Genomic DNA, 15,415 nt, shown 5'->3' with positions numbered 1-15,415 from the left:
ATTGTGCTTTCCTTGGTTAAGTCCTCGACTGATTAGTATTAGTCCGCTGCACGTATCGCTACGCTTCCACTTCTAACCTATCGACCTGATCATCTTTCAGGAGTCTTACTTCCATATAGGAATGGGAAATCTCATCTTGAGGCGAGTTTCACACTTAGATGCTTTCAGCGTTTATCTCATCCATACATAGCTACTCAGCGGTGCGCCTGGCGGCGCAACTGATACACCAGCGGTATGTCCATCCCGGTCCTCTCGTACTAGGGACAGCTCCTCTCAAATTTCCTGCGCCCGCGACGGATAGGGACCGAACTGTCTCACGACGTTCTGAACCCAGCTCGCGTACCGCTTTAATGGGCGAACAGCCCAACCCTTGGGACCAACTACAGCCCCAGGATGCGATGAGCCGACATCGAGGTGCCAAACCTCCCCGTCGATGTGAACTCTTGGGGGAGATAAGCCTGTTATCCCCAGGGTAGCTTTTATCCGTTGAGCGATGGCCCTTCCATACGGTACCACCGGATCACTAAGTCCGACTTTCGTCCCTGCTCGACTTGTCTGTCTCGCAGTCAAGCTTGCTTCTGCCTTTACACTTACAGAATGATTTCCAACCATTCTAAGCAAACCTTTGAGCGCCTCCGTTACTATTTAGGAGGCGACCGCCCCAGTCAAACTGCCAACCAGACACTGTCTCCGAGCACGATGAGTGCTCAGGGTTAGAGTGTTCACATAGCAAGGGTAGTATCCCACGGGTGCCTCCACCGAGACTAGCGTCCCGGTTTCAATGGCTCCTACCTATCCTGTACAAGCTATGTAAACACCCAATATCAAGCTACAGTAAAGCTCCATGGGGTCTTTCCGTCCTGTCGCGGGTAACCTGCTTCTTCACAGGTATCTTAATTTCACCGAGTCTCTCGTTGAGACAGTACTCAAATCGTTACGCCTTTCGTGCGGGTCGGAACTTACCCGACAAGGAATTTCGCTACCTTAGGACCGTTATAGTTACGGCCGCCGTTTACTGGGGCTTCATTTCGAGGCGTCGCCGAAGCTAACCTTTCCACTTAACCTTCCAGCACCGGGCAGGCGTCAGCCCATATACTTCATCTTACGATTTTGCATAAACCTGTGTTTTTGATAAACAGTCGTTTGAGTCTTTTCACTGCGGCTGACCTGACGGTCAGCACCCCTTCTTCCGAAGTTACGGGGTCATTTTGCCGAGTTCCTTAACGAGAGTTCTCTCGCTCACCTGAGGATTCTCTCCTCGACTACCTGTGTCGGTTTGCGGTACGGGTAGTTAATTACTCACTAGAAGCTTTTCTCGGCAGCGTGACATCGGTTGCTTCTCTACTTTAATTTCGATCCTCATCAACGCTTGTCAACCCGGTCAGAAGCATTTCACTCCTTACCTGACTTACGTTTTAAACATCCTTTTCCAGCCGGATGCTCAACCTAGCCTTCTGCGTCCCTCCATCGTTCCAACATAATTAACTAGTACAGGAATCTCAACCTGTTATCCATCGCCTACACTTCTCAGCCTCGGCTTAGGTCCCGACTAACCCTGGGTGGACGAGCCTTCCCCAGGAAACCTTAGTCATTCGGTGGACCAGATTCTCACTGGTCTTTCGCTACTCATACCGGCATTCTCACTTCTAAGCGCTCCAACAGTCCTTCCGGTCTGCCTTCATTGCCCTTAGAACGCTCTCCTATCACGCAACGTAGTTGCGTCCGCAGTCTCGGTAATATGCTTAGCCCCGGTAAATTTTCGGCGCAGAATCACTCGACTAGTGAGCTATTACGCACTCTTTAAATGGTGGCTGCTTCTGAGCCAACATCCTAGTTGTCTAAGCAACTCCACTTCCTTTTCCACTTAGCATATATTTAGGGACCTTAACTGGCGGTCTGGGCTGTTCCCCTTTCGACGATGGATCTTATCACTCATCGTCTGACTCCCGGACATAAATCAATGGTATTCGGAGTTTATCTGAACTCAGTAATCCAAGACGGACCCCTCGCTCAAACAGTGGCTCTACCTCCATGATTCTAATTCCGAGGCTAGCCCTAAAGCTATTTCGGAGAGAACCAGCTATCTCCAAGTTCGTTTGGAATTTCACCGCTATCCACACCTCATCCCAGCACTTTTCAACGTACACGGGTTCGGACCTCCGGTGCGTATTACCGCACTTTCATCCTGGACATGGATAGATCACCTGGTTTCGGGTCTACGGCAACATACTAATTCGCCCTCTTAAGACTCGCTTTCGCTGCGGCTCCGCTTCTTCGGCTTAACCTTGCATGCAACTGTAACTCGCCGGTTCATTCTACAAGAGGCACGCCATCACCCCTTAACGGGCTCTGACTGCTTGTAGGCACATGGTTGCAGGAACTATTTCACTCCCCTTCCGGGGTGCTTTTCACCTTTCCCTCACGGTACTGGTTCACTATCGGTCACTAGGGAGTATTTAGCCTTGGGAGATGGTCCTCCCAGATTCCGACGCCGTTTCACGTGTGGCGCCGTACTCAGGATCCTGAACTGAGGGAATTCAATTTCGCTTACGAGACTATCACTCTCTTTGGTGCAGCTTCCCAACTGCTTCAGCTATCAAATTCTTTTGTAACTCAAATGTTCAGTCCTACAACCCCGAACCACGAAGGTTCGGTTTGGGCTATTCCCAGTTCGCTCGCCGCTACTTTGGGAATCGAAATTTCTTTATCTTCCTGTGGGTACTTAGATGTTTCAGTTCCCCACGTCTGCCTCTGCGTAGCTATGAATTCACTACGTAGTGATTAGTCATTACCCTAATCGAGTTTCCTCATTCGGAAATCTCCGGATCACAGCTTACTTACAGCTCCCCGAAGCATATCGGTGTTAGTTCCGTCCTTCATCGGCTCCTAGTACCAAGGCATTCACCATGCGCCCTTTCTAACTTAACCTATAATCCGACGGATTATAAATTATTGAGTTTAGCGATTAAACACATTAAAAAACTCAAATTACACAATGGTTTTCTCGGTTAAAATTATATCAATCAATATAATTCTTACAGAAAATAATATTATCTAGTTTTCAAAGAACTAAGTTTGAGAGTAATCCTCTCAAAACTAAACAAGACTTTGATCGGTGTAAGGTTCCGTATTTTTCCTTAGAAAGGAGGTGATCCAGCCGCAGGTTCTCCTACGGCTACCTTGTTACGACTTCACCCTAATCATCTGTCCCACCTTAGGCGGCGGACTCCTAACGGTTATCCAACCGACTTTGGGTGTTACAAACTCTCATGGTGTGACGGGCGGTGTGTACAAGACCCGGGAACGTATTCACCGTGGCATGCTGATCCACGATTACTAGCGATTCCAACTTCATGCAGGCGAGTTGCAGCCTGCAATCCGAACTGAGAACGGCTTTAAGAGATTAGCTTGACCTCGCGGTTTCGCAACTCGTTGTACCGTCCATTGTAGCACGTGTGTAGCCCAGGTCATAAGGGGCATGATGATTTGACGTCATCCCCACCTTCCTCCGGTTTATCACCGGCAGTCTCTCTAGAGTGCCCAACTCAATGCTGGCAACTAAAGACAAGGGTTGCGCTCGTTGCGGGACTTAACCCAACATCTCACGACACGAGCTGACGACAACCATGCACCACCTGTCATTCTGCCCCCGAAGGGGACACCTAATCTCTTAGGCTAACAGAAGATGTCAAGACCTGGTAAGGTTCTTCGCGTAGCATCGAATTAAACCACATGCTCCACCGCTTGTGCGGGTCCCCGTCAATTCCTTTGAGTTTCAACCTTGCGGTCGTACTCCCCAGGCGGAATGCTTAATGCGTTAGCTTCGGCACTGAGAGGCGGAAACCTCCCAACACCTAGCATTCATCGTTTACGGCATGGACTACCAGGGTATCTAATCCTGTTTGCTACCCATGCTTTCGAGCCTCAGCGTCAGATGCAGACTAGACAGCCGCCTTCGCCACTGGTGTTCCTTCATATATCTACGCATTTCACCGCTACACATGAAGTTCCACTGTCCTCTTCTGCACTCAAGTTTCCCAGTTTCCGATGCACTTCTTCGGTTAAGCCGAAGGCTTTCACATCAGACTTAAAAAACCGCCTGCGCTCGCTTTACGCCCAATAAATCCGGACAACGTTTGCCACCTACGTATTACCGCGGCTGCTGGCACGTAGTTAGCCGTGACTTTCTGGTTAGATACCGTCACGCCGTGAGCAGTTACTCTCACAGTCGTTCTTCTCTAACAACAGAGTTTTACGAGCCGAAACCCTTCTTCACTCACGCGGCGTTGCTCCATCAGACTTTCGTCCATTGTGGAAGATTCCCTACTGCTGCCTCCCGTAGGAGTATGGGCCGTGTCTCAGTCCCATTGTGGCAGATTACCCTCTCAGGTCTGCTACGTATCATCGCCTTGGTGAGCCATTATCTCACCAACTAGCTAATACGCCGCGGGTCCATCCAAAAGCACTAGCATAAAAGCCAGCTTTCAAACTAAAACCATGTGGTTTTAGTTGTTATCCGGTATTAGCATCTGTTTCCAGGTGTTATCCCCGACTTCTGGGCAGGTTACCCACGTGTTACTCACCAGTTCGCCACTCGGTCCAATCTAAAGTCAAATCTGTGCAAGCACTTCATTTCATTTAGGAGACCGCGTTCGACTTGCATGTATTAGGCACGCCGCCAACGTTCGTCCTGAGCCAGGATCAAACTCTCATTTTAAATGAGAACTTTACTAGCTCTACTTTATTATTTGTTTCTTAAGCGAATTGACTTCGCAAATGTTTAATTTTTAAACGCTAGTTTAAAAATTCCTTACACTTTTTGTAATCAAAATCTTGTTCAGTTTTCAAAGAACTACCCGGTCATCAATTACTTGACAACTTAATTATCATAGCACGTTTTAGCCAATCAAGTCAAGGACTTAATTTAATTAAATCAGCTTGATGAACATTGCTTAATTAGCAACAGGAATTAATATATCAGGCTAAGCGACCAATGTCAACCATTTTGGTCAAATTAAGTCAAATTTCACTAATCTTGATCTGTATAAAGTTCAATTCCTGCCTGTGGATGCTGTTTTAGATATAATTTAGTAAAGTCATCCACGGCCTGATGGTCTTTCACATCAATTCCTTCACGCCGCATGGCGGCAACTAAGTCCCGGTAAAAATCATCGAACTTAGGATTGTACAAAGACTGTAAACCCTTCGCGTTAATGTTAACCCAATCAGTCAGATGCGAAGCATTGGGCAACTTTTTTTGGGCACCCAAATAACCAAATAACTTTTTCAAAGCGAAAGGAATCAAATCATACAGTTTCTGAGTCTGATCGTCTTTTTCTAATAAAACGACAAACCGGGAGAACATTACCTCACCCACCAATTGATCATCCCATTGCTCCGGTTGTTTGCCTAATCCGACGACCGCAATTTCCACAAAGCTATCAATAATAGTAGCTAAATCTTGTTGTTGTGCCGGGTTTAACTGCGCAACGTCTGGTTCTTGCATAATTTGTTCCAGCCACTGGTCAATTTCTTTGCCAACCGCTTGAAATTGTTCCATTTTATCCATATAACTATCATCCTTTCGTCTCATCAATTATACTATCAAAAGTGCTCTCGATAACATAGCTAATCCCCAAATTCATTCAACCAAGGAGTGAGAGATTATGAAACAAGTTGCAGTGATTAGCGCCAAACGAACCCCAATTGGCAAGATTAACGGCCAACTCAGTCAGCTGACCTCCGTTGAACTAGGAACAATTGTTACCAAAGCCGTTTTGGCAGATAGTGGACTTGCAGCCAATCAAATTGACCAAGTCATCTTTGGTAACGTGATTCAAGCCGGCGGGGGCCAAAACGTGGCGCGTCAAATTGAACTAAACAGTGGGATTCCTGCTAGCAGTACCGCCTGTACCATCAATCAGGTTTGTGGTTCAGGGATGAAGGCCGTTCGAATGGGACAAACTGCGATTCAAACTGGCGATTGCGACGTTGTCATTGTCGGTGGAACGGAAAGTATGTCCAATGCTCCCTACCTCAACCGGCAAGTCCGCGGGGGCCATCAGTTCGGGGGCTTCACCCTCGAAGACAGCATCGAAAGTGATGGTCTCAACGATGCTGATAGTCATCAGCCAATGGGAACGACGGCCGAAACGGTTGCCGAACGTTTCCACGTTTCTCGATCAGAACAGGATCAATTTGCTCTGCGCTCCCACCAACAAGCAGCTCAAGCGACTGCGGACCAAACTTTTGCTGCAGAAATCGTTCCCGTTACGATTCACCATAAAAAAGAGGACGTGACCATTACAACTGATGAAACAATTCGGACCGATACTAGCCTCGACAAACTAGGTAAGCTCCGGCCTGCTTTTGCTAATAAAGGAACTGTCACTGCCGGGAATGCAGCCAGCCTCAATGATGGTGCCTCTGCCCTGCTTTTAATGTCAGCTGAGCGAGCAGATGGGCTGGACCTCACCCCATTAGCGATCCTTGATGATTACGCCGAAGCCGGATGTGATCCCCAAATTATGGGTTACGCGCCCTTCTATGCCGTTCACAAGCTTCTCGACAAAACGGATGCTGACATAAATGACTTTGATTTAGTCGAACTCAACGAAGCTTTTGCCTCCCAAAGCGTGGCCGTTGCTCGTGATTTAAAGATTGATCCTGACAAACTTAACGTTTCTGGGGGAGCAATTGCCCTCGGTCACCCACTCGGAGATTCAGGAGCTCGCATTCTCACCACCTTGATTCATAACTTACAACGAACTAACCAACAGCGTGGTTTGGCAACCCTCTGCATCGGAGGTGGCATGGCAATGGCATTTAGTCTGCACCTCCCAACGGTACAATCGTAGTTGTCATTGTCACCGCAATTCTTTATAATGGAAAATCGTTGACTTAAAAATAGTAAGGGAGTGTTTGATTATGACTTGTATTTACGTTCGTAAAGCAACTGAAAAGGATTTGGATGCGATCAGCGACATCATTAACGCTGGAAGATATTTCCTGAAGGAACAAGGAATTGACCAGTGGCAGGGATCATATCCTTCGCGCGACGACATAAAGCGCGACGTCGACAACGGAATTGCCTACGTCTTAGAAGTCGATGGTAAAGTGGCTGGTTCCGCCACCCTCCACCTGGGAATTGACCCAGACTACCTTGAAATGGAAGAAGGAGAATGGGAACACGGTTCAGAAGCCCACTACTCTGCCATTCATCGGGTTGCTGTTTCTAATAACTATCGGGGCCAAGGACTTGCTTACAAATTAATTAGTGGTCTGCTCACCATTTCCGGACTACTCGGCTTCAAAGATGTCAGAATCGACACTCATCCGAAAAATAAAGGAATGCAACACATCATCGTAAACAGTGGCTTCACCAAACGGGGCATCATCCGAACCAAGATTGAAGAAGACGACCGATTTGCTTACCAAATCGAAATACACTAGGAGAATCAAGCCATGGGAACTACGGCAGTAATGTGGAAATTAATTATCATGATCAGCACGGCTCTATTAGTAACGATGGCAGCCTTAATTTGGGTCCTAATGCATCATCCCCAAACGCAAGTCACCAGGCTGGTGATCCTGCTGATCATCTTGCTGTTGCTAGTGCTTGGCTGGTGTACGTTAATCTTCTAGACCAAAAAATAACTCCGAAAGTTGATTGACTTTCGGAGTTATTTTTTGTTAGTAATTAATAAATTAAACTACGAACCGAATTATGGCCAGGGAAACAATGCCCACTGCTACAATGACCAACAAGTTTTTACTAACAACGGCTGAAATCACCGTGGGCACGGAGACTACCAGATTTTGCCAGTCCAAAGTCGGCAGCTGCCCGAGGTGTTGGTGAAATAAACCAGTAAACCAGAGGGCCGCCATAATCACCACCGGGACAAAACTGAGGAATTCGACCGCTGCCATCGGTAGTTCAAACCGTTTTAACAGTAAAAATGGAATAACCCGATTCAGCCAGGTCACCACTCCACAGCCAATGATAACCAGCAGGACAAATTTAAAAGAAAGCATGTTTCAACAACACCCCCAATCCGCACCCAATCAAGGTCACTAGAATTAACAACAAGTTGCTCGGGACAAAAATCATTCCAACGTAGACTAAGACCAGCGTAATCAGAATCATGATAACTTGAAGCCGGCGATCAATAGTTCGATCTGCCGCCACTTGCAGGTATAATAACCCAATAAACATCGCGATGAAGGCAAAGTCCAGCCCAAATTGATTGGGATTGGGAACCAAACTGCCTAACGCTCCCCCAATTCCAGAAGAAATGATCCAAGTTAGATACGCCACCAGGTTGGAGGTATTGAGCCAATCAAAGGATAACTGGCGGTTAGTGTAATTTAACTTGTTCATACTCAAGGCAAAGGTTTCATCAGTCAGCAATGAACCAATGATAACGTTGCGAAATAACGATTCCTTTTTCATGAACGGCGCCACTGTCATCCCCATCAGTAACATCCGGGCCGACAGTAAAAAGACCGAGAGCACGATGGCAGAAAATGAACTTCCCGCTAACAACATGCTGACAATCACAAACTGAGCCGCTCCTGAATACGTAATGGCTGACATTAGCGTAATCATTAAGACGTTGAGACCGGCTGCTTTGGCAACAATCCCAAATGCCAGACCCACGCCAATGTAACCGGAAAGGGTCGGAATTGTATCCTTAAATCCCGCCCGAGCACTCAAATCATTCTTCACGAACTAGACCCCTCCTTACTCAGATTGACTGTCTGCCGTTTTCGAATGACGAGCGCCGTAAAAAATGTAGATTAACAATCCAATGACGAACCAGGCTAGCGTCAATAACTTAGCGTCATTACTTAATTCCCAAAAAATCACAAACGAAACTAGCGCTGACAAGGCAGGAAGTACCGGATATAATGGCATCCGGAACTTCGGAACCGGTAAATCCTTACCTTCCCGCGGCCGAAGCGCGTAGATTCCTAGTGAAACGAACATAAAGGAAATTAAGGTTCCAGCAGAAACCAAGTTAGCCAGGAACGTGAACGGTAGCATTGCCCCAACCAACACGGCGGCAATGGTAACCACTAAGAGGGCGTTTGCCGGGTTGTGTTTTTTGTTTACGCGTCCTAATTTCCGGGGCAGTAAGCCGTCCCGTCCAAAGGCATACACTAACCGCGAACTGGCTAATTGAGTTCCAATTAGTGAGGCAAAGATTCCCACAATGGCCACTAACGAGAGTAAGTTAGCAGTCAACAGATGCCCCGTTTGCCGCAAGGCCCAGGCCGACGGTTCGGCATTGCCAGCGTAAGTGCTGTACTTGAACATTCCGACGAGGACCAGGGAAACGCCCACAAACAACAGACTCCCGATGATTAACGTCCCTAGAATCCCGCGGGGCATGTTCTTACCGGGATCCTTGGTTTCCGCAGTATTCGATGCAATCACGTCAAAGCCTCCGTAGGCCACAAAGACCTGCGCTGCTCCGGCTAAGATTCCGGTAAAGCCTCCAAAGGCCGTGCCTGGACGGTGAGCCGGAATAAACGGATGATAGTTAGCGGGGTGAATGGCAGTCAATCCGACCACAATGAACATCACAACCACAGCCACCTTAAGAATTACTAGCACATTTTCTAACCTGTTAACCCCCGCCATTTTGCGGCTTAACAGCAGACTAACTAAGATAATCGAAAGCGCGGCAAAAAGGTCAAAGACCCCACCTGTTTTCGGGTTATACCCTGAGGCTAGGTACGACGGGAGGTGAATCCCAAACTCCCCTAAAAAACCCTGGACGTAAGCTGACCATCCGGATGCCACAAAGGTAATTGCCAAAAAGTATTCGGATAACATTAGCCACCCGGCAATCCAGCCAAACCCTTCGCCAAACAACACGCTAATCCAGGAAAAGGCCGATCCGGCCACCGGTAACGTCGCTGCCATTTCGGCATAGGCTAACGCTGCGAGTCCCGCACCAATTCCGCCGACGAGGAAGGCTAAAGCTACCGCAGGCCCCGTATGTTCCGCTGCCACAATTCCAGGTAGAGTAAAGATAGCGGTTCCAACCACCATTCCTAGTCCCAACCCCAGCAAATCCTTCGTTGTCATATGGGGTTCGAGGCGAGAATCTTGATCTAACAAGCCTTGGGCAGATGCCTTCCGGGTAATCCGTTCCCAAATTTTATTCATAAAAAACCTCCTTAGCCAAACTGATTAATTATTGACTCATTATAATAGTTAATTTTTTGCAAAGATACACATTTTTCCAAATAAGTTATAATTAACGGGGATCCAGTCAAAATATTTCCGTTAATTAGCTTAAAACTGAACCGTTTTCGGTTGGAATTTCGTACTTAATAGCGTAGAATAATTATTATCGAGGAACCAAACATACGTTCACGTCAAACAGAAAGGGTGCTTTGAATGGCCACAAATTCAAAAAAGAGCGCGCAAGATGCTCGTCAAGCTGAACTTGACAAAGCTTTAAAACAAATCAAAAAAGAATTCGGAACTGGAGCCATCATGCGGATGGGTGAAACCCCTAATTCCAACGTTGAGGCCATTTCCACGGGGATTCTCTCCCTAGATATTGCCTTAGGAATTGGTGGATTCCCCCGCGGTCGGGTTGTGGAAATTTTTGGAGCTGAATCTTCCGGGAAGACCACCATTGCCCTGCAGGCCGTTGCCGAATTGCAAAAAAACGGTGGTACTGCTGCCTACATCGATGCCGAAAACGCGATGGATCCGGAGTACGCTAAGGCGCTCGGGGTTAACATTGATGACCTATTGCTGTCCCAGCCCGGAACCGGTGAGGAAGGCCTGCAAATTGCAGACGCCCTAATTGGTTCTGGAGCCATCGACCTCGTGGTGGTAGACTCCGTGGCTGCGTTAGTCCCGAAATCCGAGATTGAAGGTGACATTGGTGATTCCCACGTAGGACTCCAAGCCCGGTTAATGTCACAGGCTTTGCGGAAATTAACCGCTAACATCAATAAAACCAAGACCGTCGTGATTTTCATCAACCAACTTCGAGAAAAAGTCGGAGTCATGTTTGGAAATCCCGAAACCACTCCCGGTGGTCGGGCTCTGAAGTTCTACTCCAGTGTTCGCTTGCGGGTAAGCGGTAGTAAGCAATCTAAGGAAGGCCAAGAGGTCGTGGGAAAAGAAACCAAGATCAAAGTGGCTAAGAATAAGGTGGCGCCACCATTCAAGACCGTTGACACGTTAATGAGTTTTGGGCACGGAATCGAACCAGTTGCCGACATGGTGAACCTAGCCGTGGATAAGGATATCATTAACAAGTCCGGATCCTGGTACTCCTATGGAGAAGAACGACTCGGTCAGGGATTGAACAAGACCGTGGCTAACCTGAAGGAAAAACCAGAACTCGTGGATGAATTAACCCACAAGGTCCGAGTCGCTTACGGGATTGAAAAAGAAGACCCAGAAGCAGAAAAAGATGCCGTAAAAGATAATGCTAAAGAAACAGCTACAACCAACACTTCAACTAAATCAGAAGAAACCGATTTAGACGTCTAGAGTTGCGAAGAGCCCCTTCCAAACGAAGGAGCTCTTTTTGGTTTGACCTAAAAATGAGGTGACAAGCGGTGCCGGGCCAATTGATCCGCTACGACCGCCACGACCAACGCTTTTAAGGCATCACCGGGTAAAAAGACCAGACTGCTAACAAGCACCTGGGTAAACGGTAAGTTACTTTGCCAAGCCAGATAGCCGGCGCCCACGAGGTTCATCAGTAGCATTCCACCTAGTAAGTTGGCAACTGCAAAGCGCCAGAATAACGGAATGCGGTGTAGGTGCTTCACTAACCAGCCAATTACGTAGGCACAAAACGGCCAGCTAATGAGATAACCAGCGGTGGATCCAAAAAAGACCCCAACTCCCCCGCGAAAACCCGCTAACAACGGTAATCCGACTGCCACGAGCAGTAAAAAGAGCGTGACGCTCCAAAACCCGAGTTTCCGGCCCAAACAGGACCCGGCTAGCATGATCCCCGCCGTTTGAAAGGAGATCGGCACGGGTAAAAAAGGAATCGTGATTAACGGAATCAGTCCTAAACAGGCAATGATTGCAATCATCAGGGCACAATAAGTCATTTCTTTCAGCTTCATAAATAATTTTCATCCTTTACAAGTAGTCTGTTTCTGATTGTGCCAAATTAGGCTAACTTTGCCCACCCCAATTAAGTTCAATGGATTAAAACCACTCTTTTCGGGCAAACAGTTTCAGCTAAATGTCACTTTTGCTGCCCGACCACCAGCCAAAATCTGGTATACTTAACCTAATCGAATAGCTGGGGTGCCCATTTACGGCTGAGATAATACCCGTTGAACCTGATCTAGGTAATGCTAGCGGAGGTAACCTGACACACAGTTGTCGCAAAAAATTCAACCGTCCCCCATTTTTGGAGGGCGGTTTTTTCGTGGAGGAAGCTATGGAATCAGCAGTCACACTGCATCATTTTAGTTTTAAATATCCGAATCAAACTGAACCCCTGTTTCACGACGTTCAGTTAGAAATTCCAACCGGCCAGTTTTGGCTCTTAAGCGGCCCATCCGGTTGCGGAAAATCCACCATCTTAGAATTGATGGCCGGGCTCAGTGACCAACCCTACCAGGGTGAAATTACGTTACAACATCAGTCGCTCCCGGAATTACCGGCAGCCCAACGGTCTAAGACCGTTAGCATGATGCTACAGGATCCCAACCAACAGTTTGTCATGCAGACAGTTGCCGGTGAGCTCCAGTTTGCCCTAGAAAATCAGCAAACGGATCCAGCGGAGATTCCGGCTAAGATCCAGGCAGCGCTGGAATTTTGTCACATTGAAGCTTTAGCCGAGCGCAAGGTCCTCTCCCTCTCTGGAGGTGAAAAGCAAAAGGCCATTTTGGCTACGATGGTAGCGCTCGATCCCGCCATTTTTCTGCTGGACGAACCATTTGCCAGCATTAATCCGCAATCCAAACGTGACATTTTGCAACAATTGCACCAACTTCAGACGGAGCACGGCAAAACCATCATCGTTTCCGACCACGATCTAACCGGGTATCAGGACCTGGTAAATCACGTGGTCACGGTCGATGCTAACAAACACGAGCTTCATTTGTTGTCGACAGCGGCGCAGGCGGAATTATTTGCCAACCGCCGGCAACTCAAGCAACGCTTCTCGCTTCCTGATCCTCAGGATGCACTTTTTCGGCTCCAAGACTATCAAATTTGGTACGGACAAACCCCATTACTTTCAGTTCCGGAACTAGAAATCCCAGCTGGTTGCACCCTGATCACTGGACCAAGCGGAAGCGGGAAATCAACTTTAATTCGGAGCCTGAGCAAACTACAGAAGTATGCCGGGCAAATCACCCTAAAGCAACAAAACATTCAAAAAATCAAAAACAAACGTTACTACGACCGACTCGGACTGGTTTTTCAATCAGCTCCCGATCAATTCCTACGGGTGACCGTTGCCGAAGAGTTAGAGTTGGCACTCAAAACCAGCCAATGTTCCACATGGAACACTGAGACAGTGGAACAGGCCCTGCACCAATTACACCTCGAAGGCCACGAGCGACAGAGCGTTTACACCCTCAGTGGGGGCCAACAGAAAAAGCTCCAAATTCTGGTGATGTTGATTCGTAATCCCCAACTGCTGCTTCTGGACGAGCCATTTGCCGGTCTCGATCAAGCTTCCGTGGCCACCGTGCAAGCGTTGTTAAAGCAACAATACCAGGGATCCGAGCAGCAATTACTGGTGATTAGTCACCAGCGCTTTGCCATTCCCCACTTTTACGATTATCACTTACAGCTTGCCGAGCACACGTTTACCTACCAGGAGGCCGACTAATGAATCCTGCCTTAAAATTACTTTTAATTGTTCTAATTGCCTTTGAAATCTCACTGATTCCGAACCTAACCATTAATTTAGTTCTGATTATCGTCTGCCTTGGTTATCTAATTTGGAAACAAAGTCGGCAGCTCAAGAAGGTCCTCACGTTTAGCCTAATTGCCCTACTGCCCGCGCTTGGGATTTTCTTCTCACAACTTTATTACGGAACAAATGGTCTCTACATGGGAACCGTGCTCTTCACCCGGCTCTACGCCTACGTGTACCTCGGCTTGCGTTTTTCCCTAACCACTCCAATGATCCAGTTAGCCCAAGCCCTGGAACAAAATGCGCACGTCCCGTCCAAGTTTGTGTACGGGGTCTTAGCCGCCATCAACCTAGTCCCGCGGTTTCAACAAGAACTCCAAGTCATCCGCGCCAGCGGTAACATGCGCGGTCAGGTATTACATCCGTGGGGACCCACGATTTACTTTAAGGCCTTAGTCGTGGCCCTCGGTTGGTCCAATCACCTCGCCCGTGCCATGGAATCACAAGGATTTGTGGAAGATCAACCGCGGACCTTTGCCACGCCCATCCGCGTCACAAACCGTGACTGGATTACACTAGTTGGTGCACTCGTCCTGGTCCAACTAGTGCTCTTTCTCACTCCGGCCTAGGAGGTAATCTCCATGAATAAGCAACAAACCGCCGCTGCCCTGATTGAAGGATACCTGCACCAGCAACACATCAATCCTGCTGCCATTGTCGACTTAGCCCGCGCCTATCAGGGTCAGTACAGTCAGCTGCCTGATTACACAACCACCCAGAAATGGTTAACCAAGTTGTTCCAAAATCCCGTCGTATGGCAACCCGCGCTATTTGTGATTGAAATGGAGCACGCAGCTTCGAACTTTCCGCCCGTCCTAGCTGCCGTTCCTAAAGAAGAACTGTGGCAACCCCAACTCCTCCAGATTGCTGGTGTGAACGGAACGATTGGCATTTCCAACTACTTTGAAATTAAGCTGAATCAGCAAGCGCTTATCCAACTTTATTTACCGACGCCCCATCCACTAGCCATGGCGTTGAGCGCCGCGTTATCCGGCCAACTGGCACAATGGGATTCCTAGAACTGGATTAAATTTTAGTTACAAGCCCAAGCAACCTGCCAGAATTTGCTAAAATAAGACTATTGGGCGCCTAACGATTGCTTGGTTAACGTGACGGTGCTGGTACTGACCAACTGGTCGTGGTACTGCACGTTTACTTGCCACACCTGGAGACGATGTCCCTGCTGCAGCGGCGTCGCCACGGCCGTAATTAAGCCCGTACGCACGGCTTTCAGATGATGCGTTTCAATGTTGACGCCCACGGCTGCTTCGTGTTCACCCAGCAGTTGATTGGCGCCGATACTGGCCGCCGTTTCCGCCAGTACACAGCTAATCCCGCCGTGCATCAAGCCATAGGGTTGCTGGTCCTGTTCGGTTACATCCAGCGTGAGCACCACCCGCTTGGGCGTTACCAGCTCCGTTTGGATGTTTAATAATTCAAGTAAATTCACGTTCTTCACCACTTTCGTTATGTCGCCGTTTTAT

Annotated in this window: 13 protein-coding genes, 2 rRNA genes and 1 riboswitch; of the genes, 7 read left to right on the top strand and 8 right to left on the bottom strand. The window is 48.0% G+C overall.

Going from position 1 to position 15,415, the window contains the following annotated elements; translation table 11 throughout:
• Positions 1-12 precede the first annotated feature (12 nt).
• The 3 genes from M3M38_RS04730 to M3M38_RS04720 form a co-directional block, all read right to left on the bottom strand.
• A 23S ribosomal RNA gene (locus M3M38_RS04730) occupies positions 13-2,928 on the bottom strand.
• Between the two features lie 213 nt (positions 2,929-3,141).
• Positions 3,142-4,717, bottom strand: a 16S ribosomal RNA gene (locus tag M3M38_RS04725).
• The 16S and 23S rRNA genes sit together here, the layout of an rRNA operon.
• A 312-nt stretch (positions 4,718-5,029) precedes the next feature.
• Entirely contained in the window at positions 5,030-5,569 is a 540-nt protein-coding gene (locus M3M38_RS04720; protein ID WP_252813731.1) for a hypothetical protein, read from the bottom strand.
• 97 nt (positions 5,570-5,666) lie between these two features.
• Between M3M38_RS04720 and M3M38_RS04715 the strand changes: the two genes are divergently transcribed.
• From M3M38_RS04715 to M3M38_RS04705, 3 genes are all read left to right on the top strand, one after another.
• Positions 5,667-6,857 carry a thiolase family protein gene (locus M3M38_RS04715; protein WP_252813730.1) on the top strand — a complete coding sequence of 397 codons (1,191 nt, stop codon included), beginning with the start codon at positions 5,667-5,669 and terminating at the stop codon, positions 6,855-6,857.
• 70 nt (positions 6,858-6,927) lie between these two features.
• Positions 6,928-7,452, top strand: a complete 525-nt coding sequence (locus tag M3M38_RS04710) for a GNAT family N-acetyltransferase (RefSeq protein WP_252766604.1) — start codon at positions 6,928-6,930, stop codon at positions 7,450-7,452.
• Between the two features lie 12 nt (positions 7,453-7,464).
• Positions 7,465-7,644 carry a hypothetical protein gene (locus M3M38_RS04705; protein ID WP_252813729.1) on the top strand — a complete coding sequence of 60 codons (180 nt, stop codon included), beginning with the start codon at positions 7,465-7,467 and terminating at the stop codon, positions 7,642-7,644.
• Positions 7,645-7,707: 63 nt separating this feature from the next.
• Here the strand turns inward: M3M38_RS04705 and M3M38_RS04700 are convergent, their stop codons facing one another.
• From M3M38_RS04700 to M3M38_RS04690, 3 genes are read right to left on the bottom strand one after another with little or no spacing between them, the layout of a single operon-like run.
• Positions 7,708-8,034: an AzlD domain-containing protein gene (locus M3M38_RS04700; protein WP_252813728.1), complete on the bottom strand. Its 327-nt coding sequence runs from the start codon at positions 8,032-8,034 to the stop codon at positions 7,708-7,710.
• The gene (locus M3M38_RS04695; protein ID WP_252813727.1) at positions 8,021-8,728 is read right to left on the bottom strand and encodes an AzlC family ABC transporter permease; all 708 of its coding nucleotides are present in this window, start codon (positions 8,726-8,728) and stop codon (positions 8,021-8,023) included. The genes M3M38_RS04700 and M3M38_RS04695 overlap by 14 nt, the downstream gene beginning before the upstream one ends.
• A gap of 15 nt (positions 8,729-8,743) precedes the next feature.
• Entirely contained in the window at positions 8,744-10,177 is a 1,434-nt protein-coding gene (locus M3M38_RS04690) for an APC family permease (protein ID WP_252813726.1), read from the bottom strand.
• Between the two features lie 234 nt (positions 10,178-10,411).
• Here M3M38_RS04690 and recA point away from each other — a divergent pair, with 234 nt between their 5' ends.
• Positions 10,412-11,527: a recombinase RecA gene (gene recA, locus M3M38_RS04685; RefSeq protein ID WP_252766599.1), complete on the top strand. Its 1,116-nt coding sequence runs from the start codon at positions 10,412-10,414 to the stop codon at positions 11,525-11,527.
• Positions 11,528-11,574: 47 nt separating this feature from the next.
• On the opposite strand, the gene M3M38_RS04680 is transcribed toward recA, so the two are convergent.
• Positions 11,575-12,117 (bottom strand): biotin transporter BioY, encoded by a 543-nt coding sequence (locus M3M38_RS04680; protein WP_252813725.1) that lies wholly within the window; start codon positions 12,115-12,117, stop codon positions 11,575-11,577.
• A gap of 173 nt (positions 12,118-12,290) precedes the next feature.
• Positions 12,291-12,384, top strand: a riboswitch (TPP riboswitch).
• A 56-nt stretch (positions 12,385-12,440) separates the two neighbouring features.
• Between M3M38_RS04680 and M3M38_RS04675 the strand changes: the two genes are divergently transcribed.
• From M3M38_RS04675 to M3M38_RS04665, 3 genes are read left to right on the top strand one after another with little or no spacing between them, the layout of a single operon-like run.
• Positions 12,441-13,844, top strand: a complete 1,404-nt coding sequence (locus tag M3M38_RS04675; RefSeq protein ID WP_252813724.1) for an ABC transporter ATP-binding protein — start codon at positions 12,441-12,443, stop codon at positions 13,842-13,844.
• Positions 13,844-14,500 carry an energy-coupling factor transporter transmembrane component T family protein gene (locus M3M38_RS04670; protein WP_252813723.1) on the top strand — a complete coding sequence of 219 codons (657 nt, stop codon included), beginning with the start codon at positions 13,844-13,846 and terminating at the stop codon, positions 14,498-14,500. Before M3M38_RS04675 ends, M3M38_RS04670 begins: the two co-directional genes overlap by 1 nt.
• Before the next feature lie 12 nt (positions 14,501-14,512).
• Positions 14,513-14,950: a hypothetical protein gene (locus M3M38_RS04665; RefSeq protein ID WP_252813722.1), complete on the top strand. Its 438-nt coding sequence runs from the start codon at positions 14,513-14,515 to the stop codon at positions 14,948-14,950.
• Positions 14,951-15,009: 59 nt separating this feature from the next.
• Here the strand turns inward: M3M38_RS04665 and M3M38_RS04660 are convergent, their stop codons facing one another.
• Complete coding sequence (locus M3M38_RS04660) at positions 15,010-15,381, bottom strand: PaaI family thioesterase (protein ID WP_252813721.1); 372 nt, start codon at positions 15,379-15,381, stop codon at positions 15,010-15,012.
• Positions 15,382-15,415 lie beyond the last annotated feature (34 nt).

Source organism: Fructilactobacillus cliffordii (genome assembly GCF_024029355.1).
GTDB classification, from domain to species: domain Bacteria; phylum Bacillota; class Bacilli; order Lactobacillales; family Lactobacillaceae; genus Fructilactobacillus; species Fructilactobacillus cliffordii.
This window is presented reverse-complemented; position numbering and strand designations above follow the sequence as displayed.

Excerpts from the sequence above, each read along its gene's own strand:
- M3M38_RS04720 (WP_252813731.1), bottom strand. The coding sequence starts at position 5,569 with ATGGATAAAATGGAACAATTTCAAGCGGTTGGCAAAGAAATTGACCAG.
- M3M38_RS04715 (WP_252813730.1), top strand. The coding sequence starts at position 5,667 with ATGAAACAAGTTGCAGTGATTAGCGCCAAACGAACCCCAATTGGCAAG.
- M3M38_RS04710 (WP_252766604.1), top strand. The coding sequence starts at position 6,928 with ATGACTTGTATTTACGTTCGTAAAGCAACTGAAAAGGATTTGGATGCG.
- M3M38_RS04705 (WP_252813729.1), top strand. The coding sequence starts at position 7,465 with ATGGGAACTACGGCAGTAATGTGGAAATTAATTATCATGATCAGCACG.
- M3M38_RS04700 (WP_252813728.1), bottom strand. The coding sequence starts at position 8,034 with ATGCTTTCTTTTAAATTTGTCCTGCTGGTTATCATTGGCTGTGGAGTG.
- M3M38_RS04690 (WP_252813726.1), bottom strand. The coding sequence starts at position 10,177 with ATGAATAAAATTTGGGAACGGATTACCCGGAAGGCATCTGCCCAAGGC.
- recA (WP_252766599.1), top strand. The coding sequence starts at position 10,412 with ATGGCCACAAATTCAAAAAAGAGCGCGCAAGATGCTCGTCAAGCTGAA.
- M3M38_RS04680 (WP_252813725.1), bottom strand. The coding sequence starts at position 12,117 with ATGAAGCTGAAAGAAATGACTTATTGTGCCCTGATGATTGCAATCATT.
- M3M38_RS04675 (WP_252813724.1), top strand. The coding sequence starts at position 12,441 with ATGGAATCAGCAGTCACACTGCATCATTTTAGTTTTAAATATCCGAAT.
- M3M38_RS04670 (WP_252813723.1), top strand. The coding sequence starts at position 13,844 with ATGAATCCTGCCTTAAAATTACTTTTAATTGTTCTAATTGCCTTTGAA.
- M3M38_RS04665 (WP_252813722.1), top strand. The coding sequence starts at position 14,513 with ATGAATAAGCAACAAACCGCCGCTGCCCTGATTGAAGGATACCTGCAC.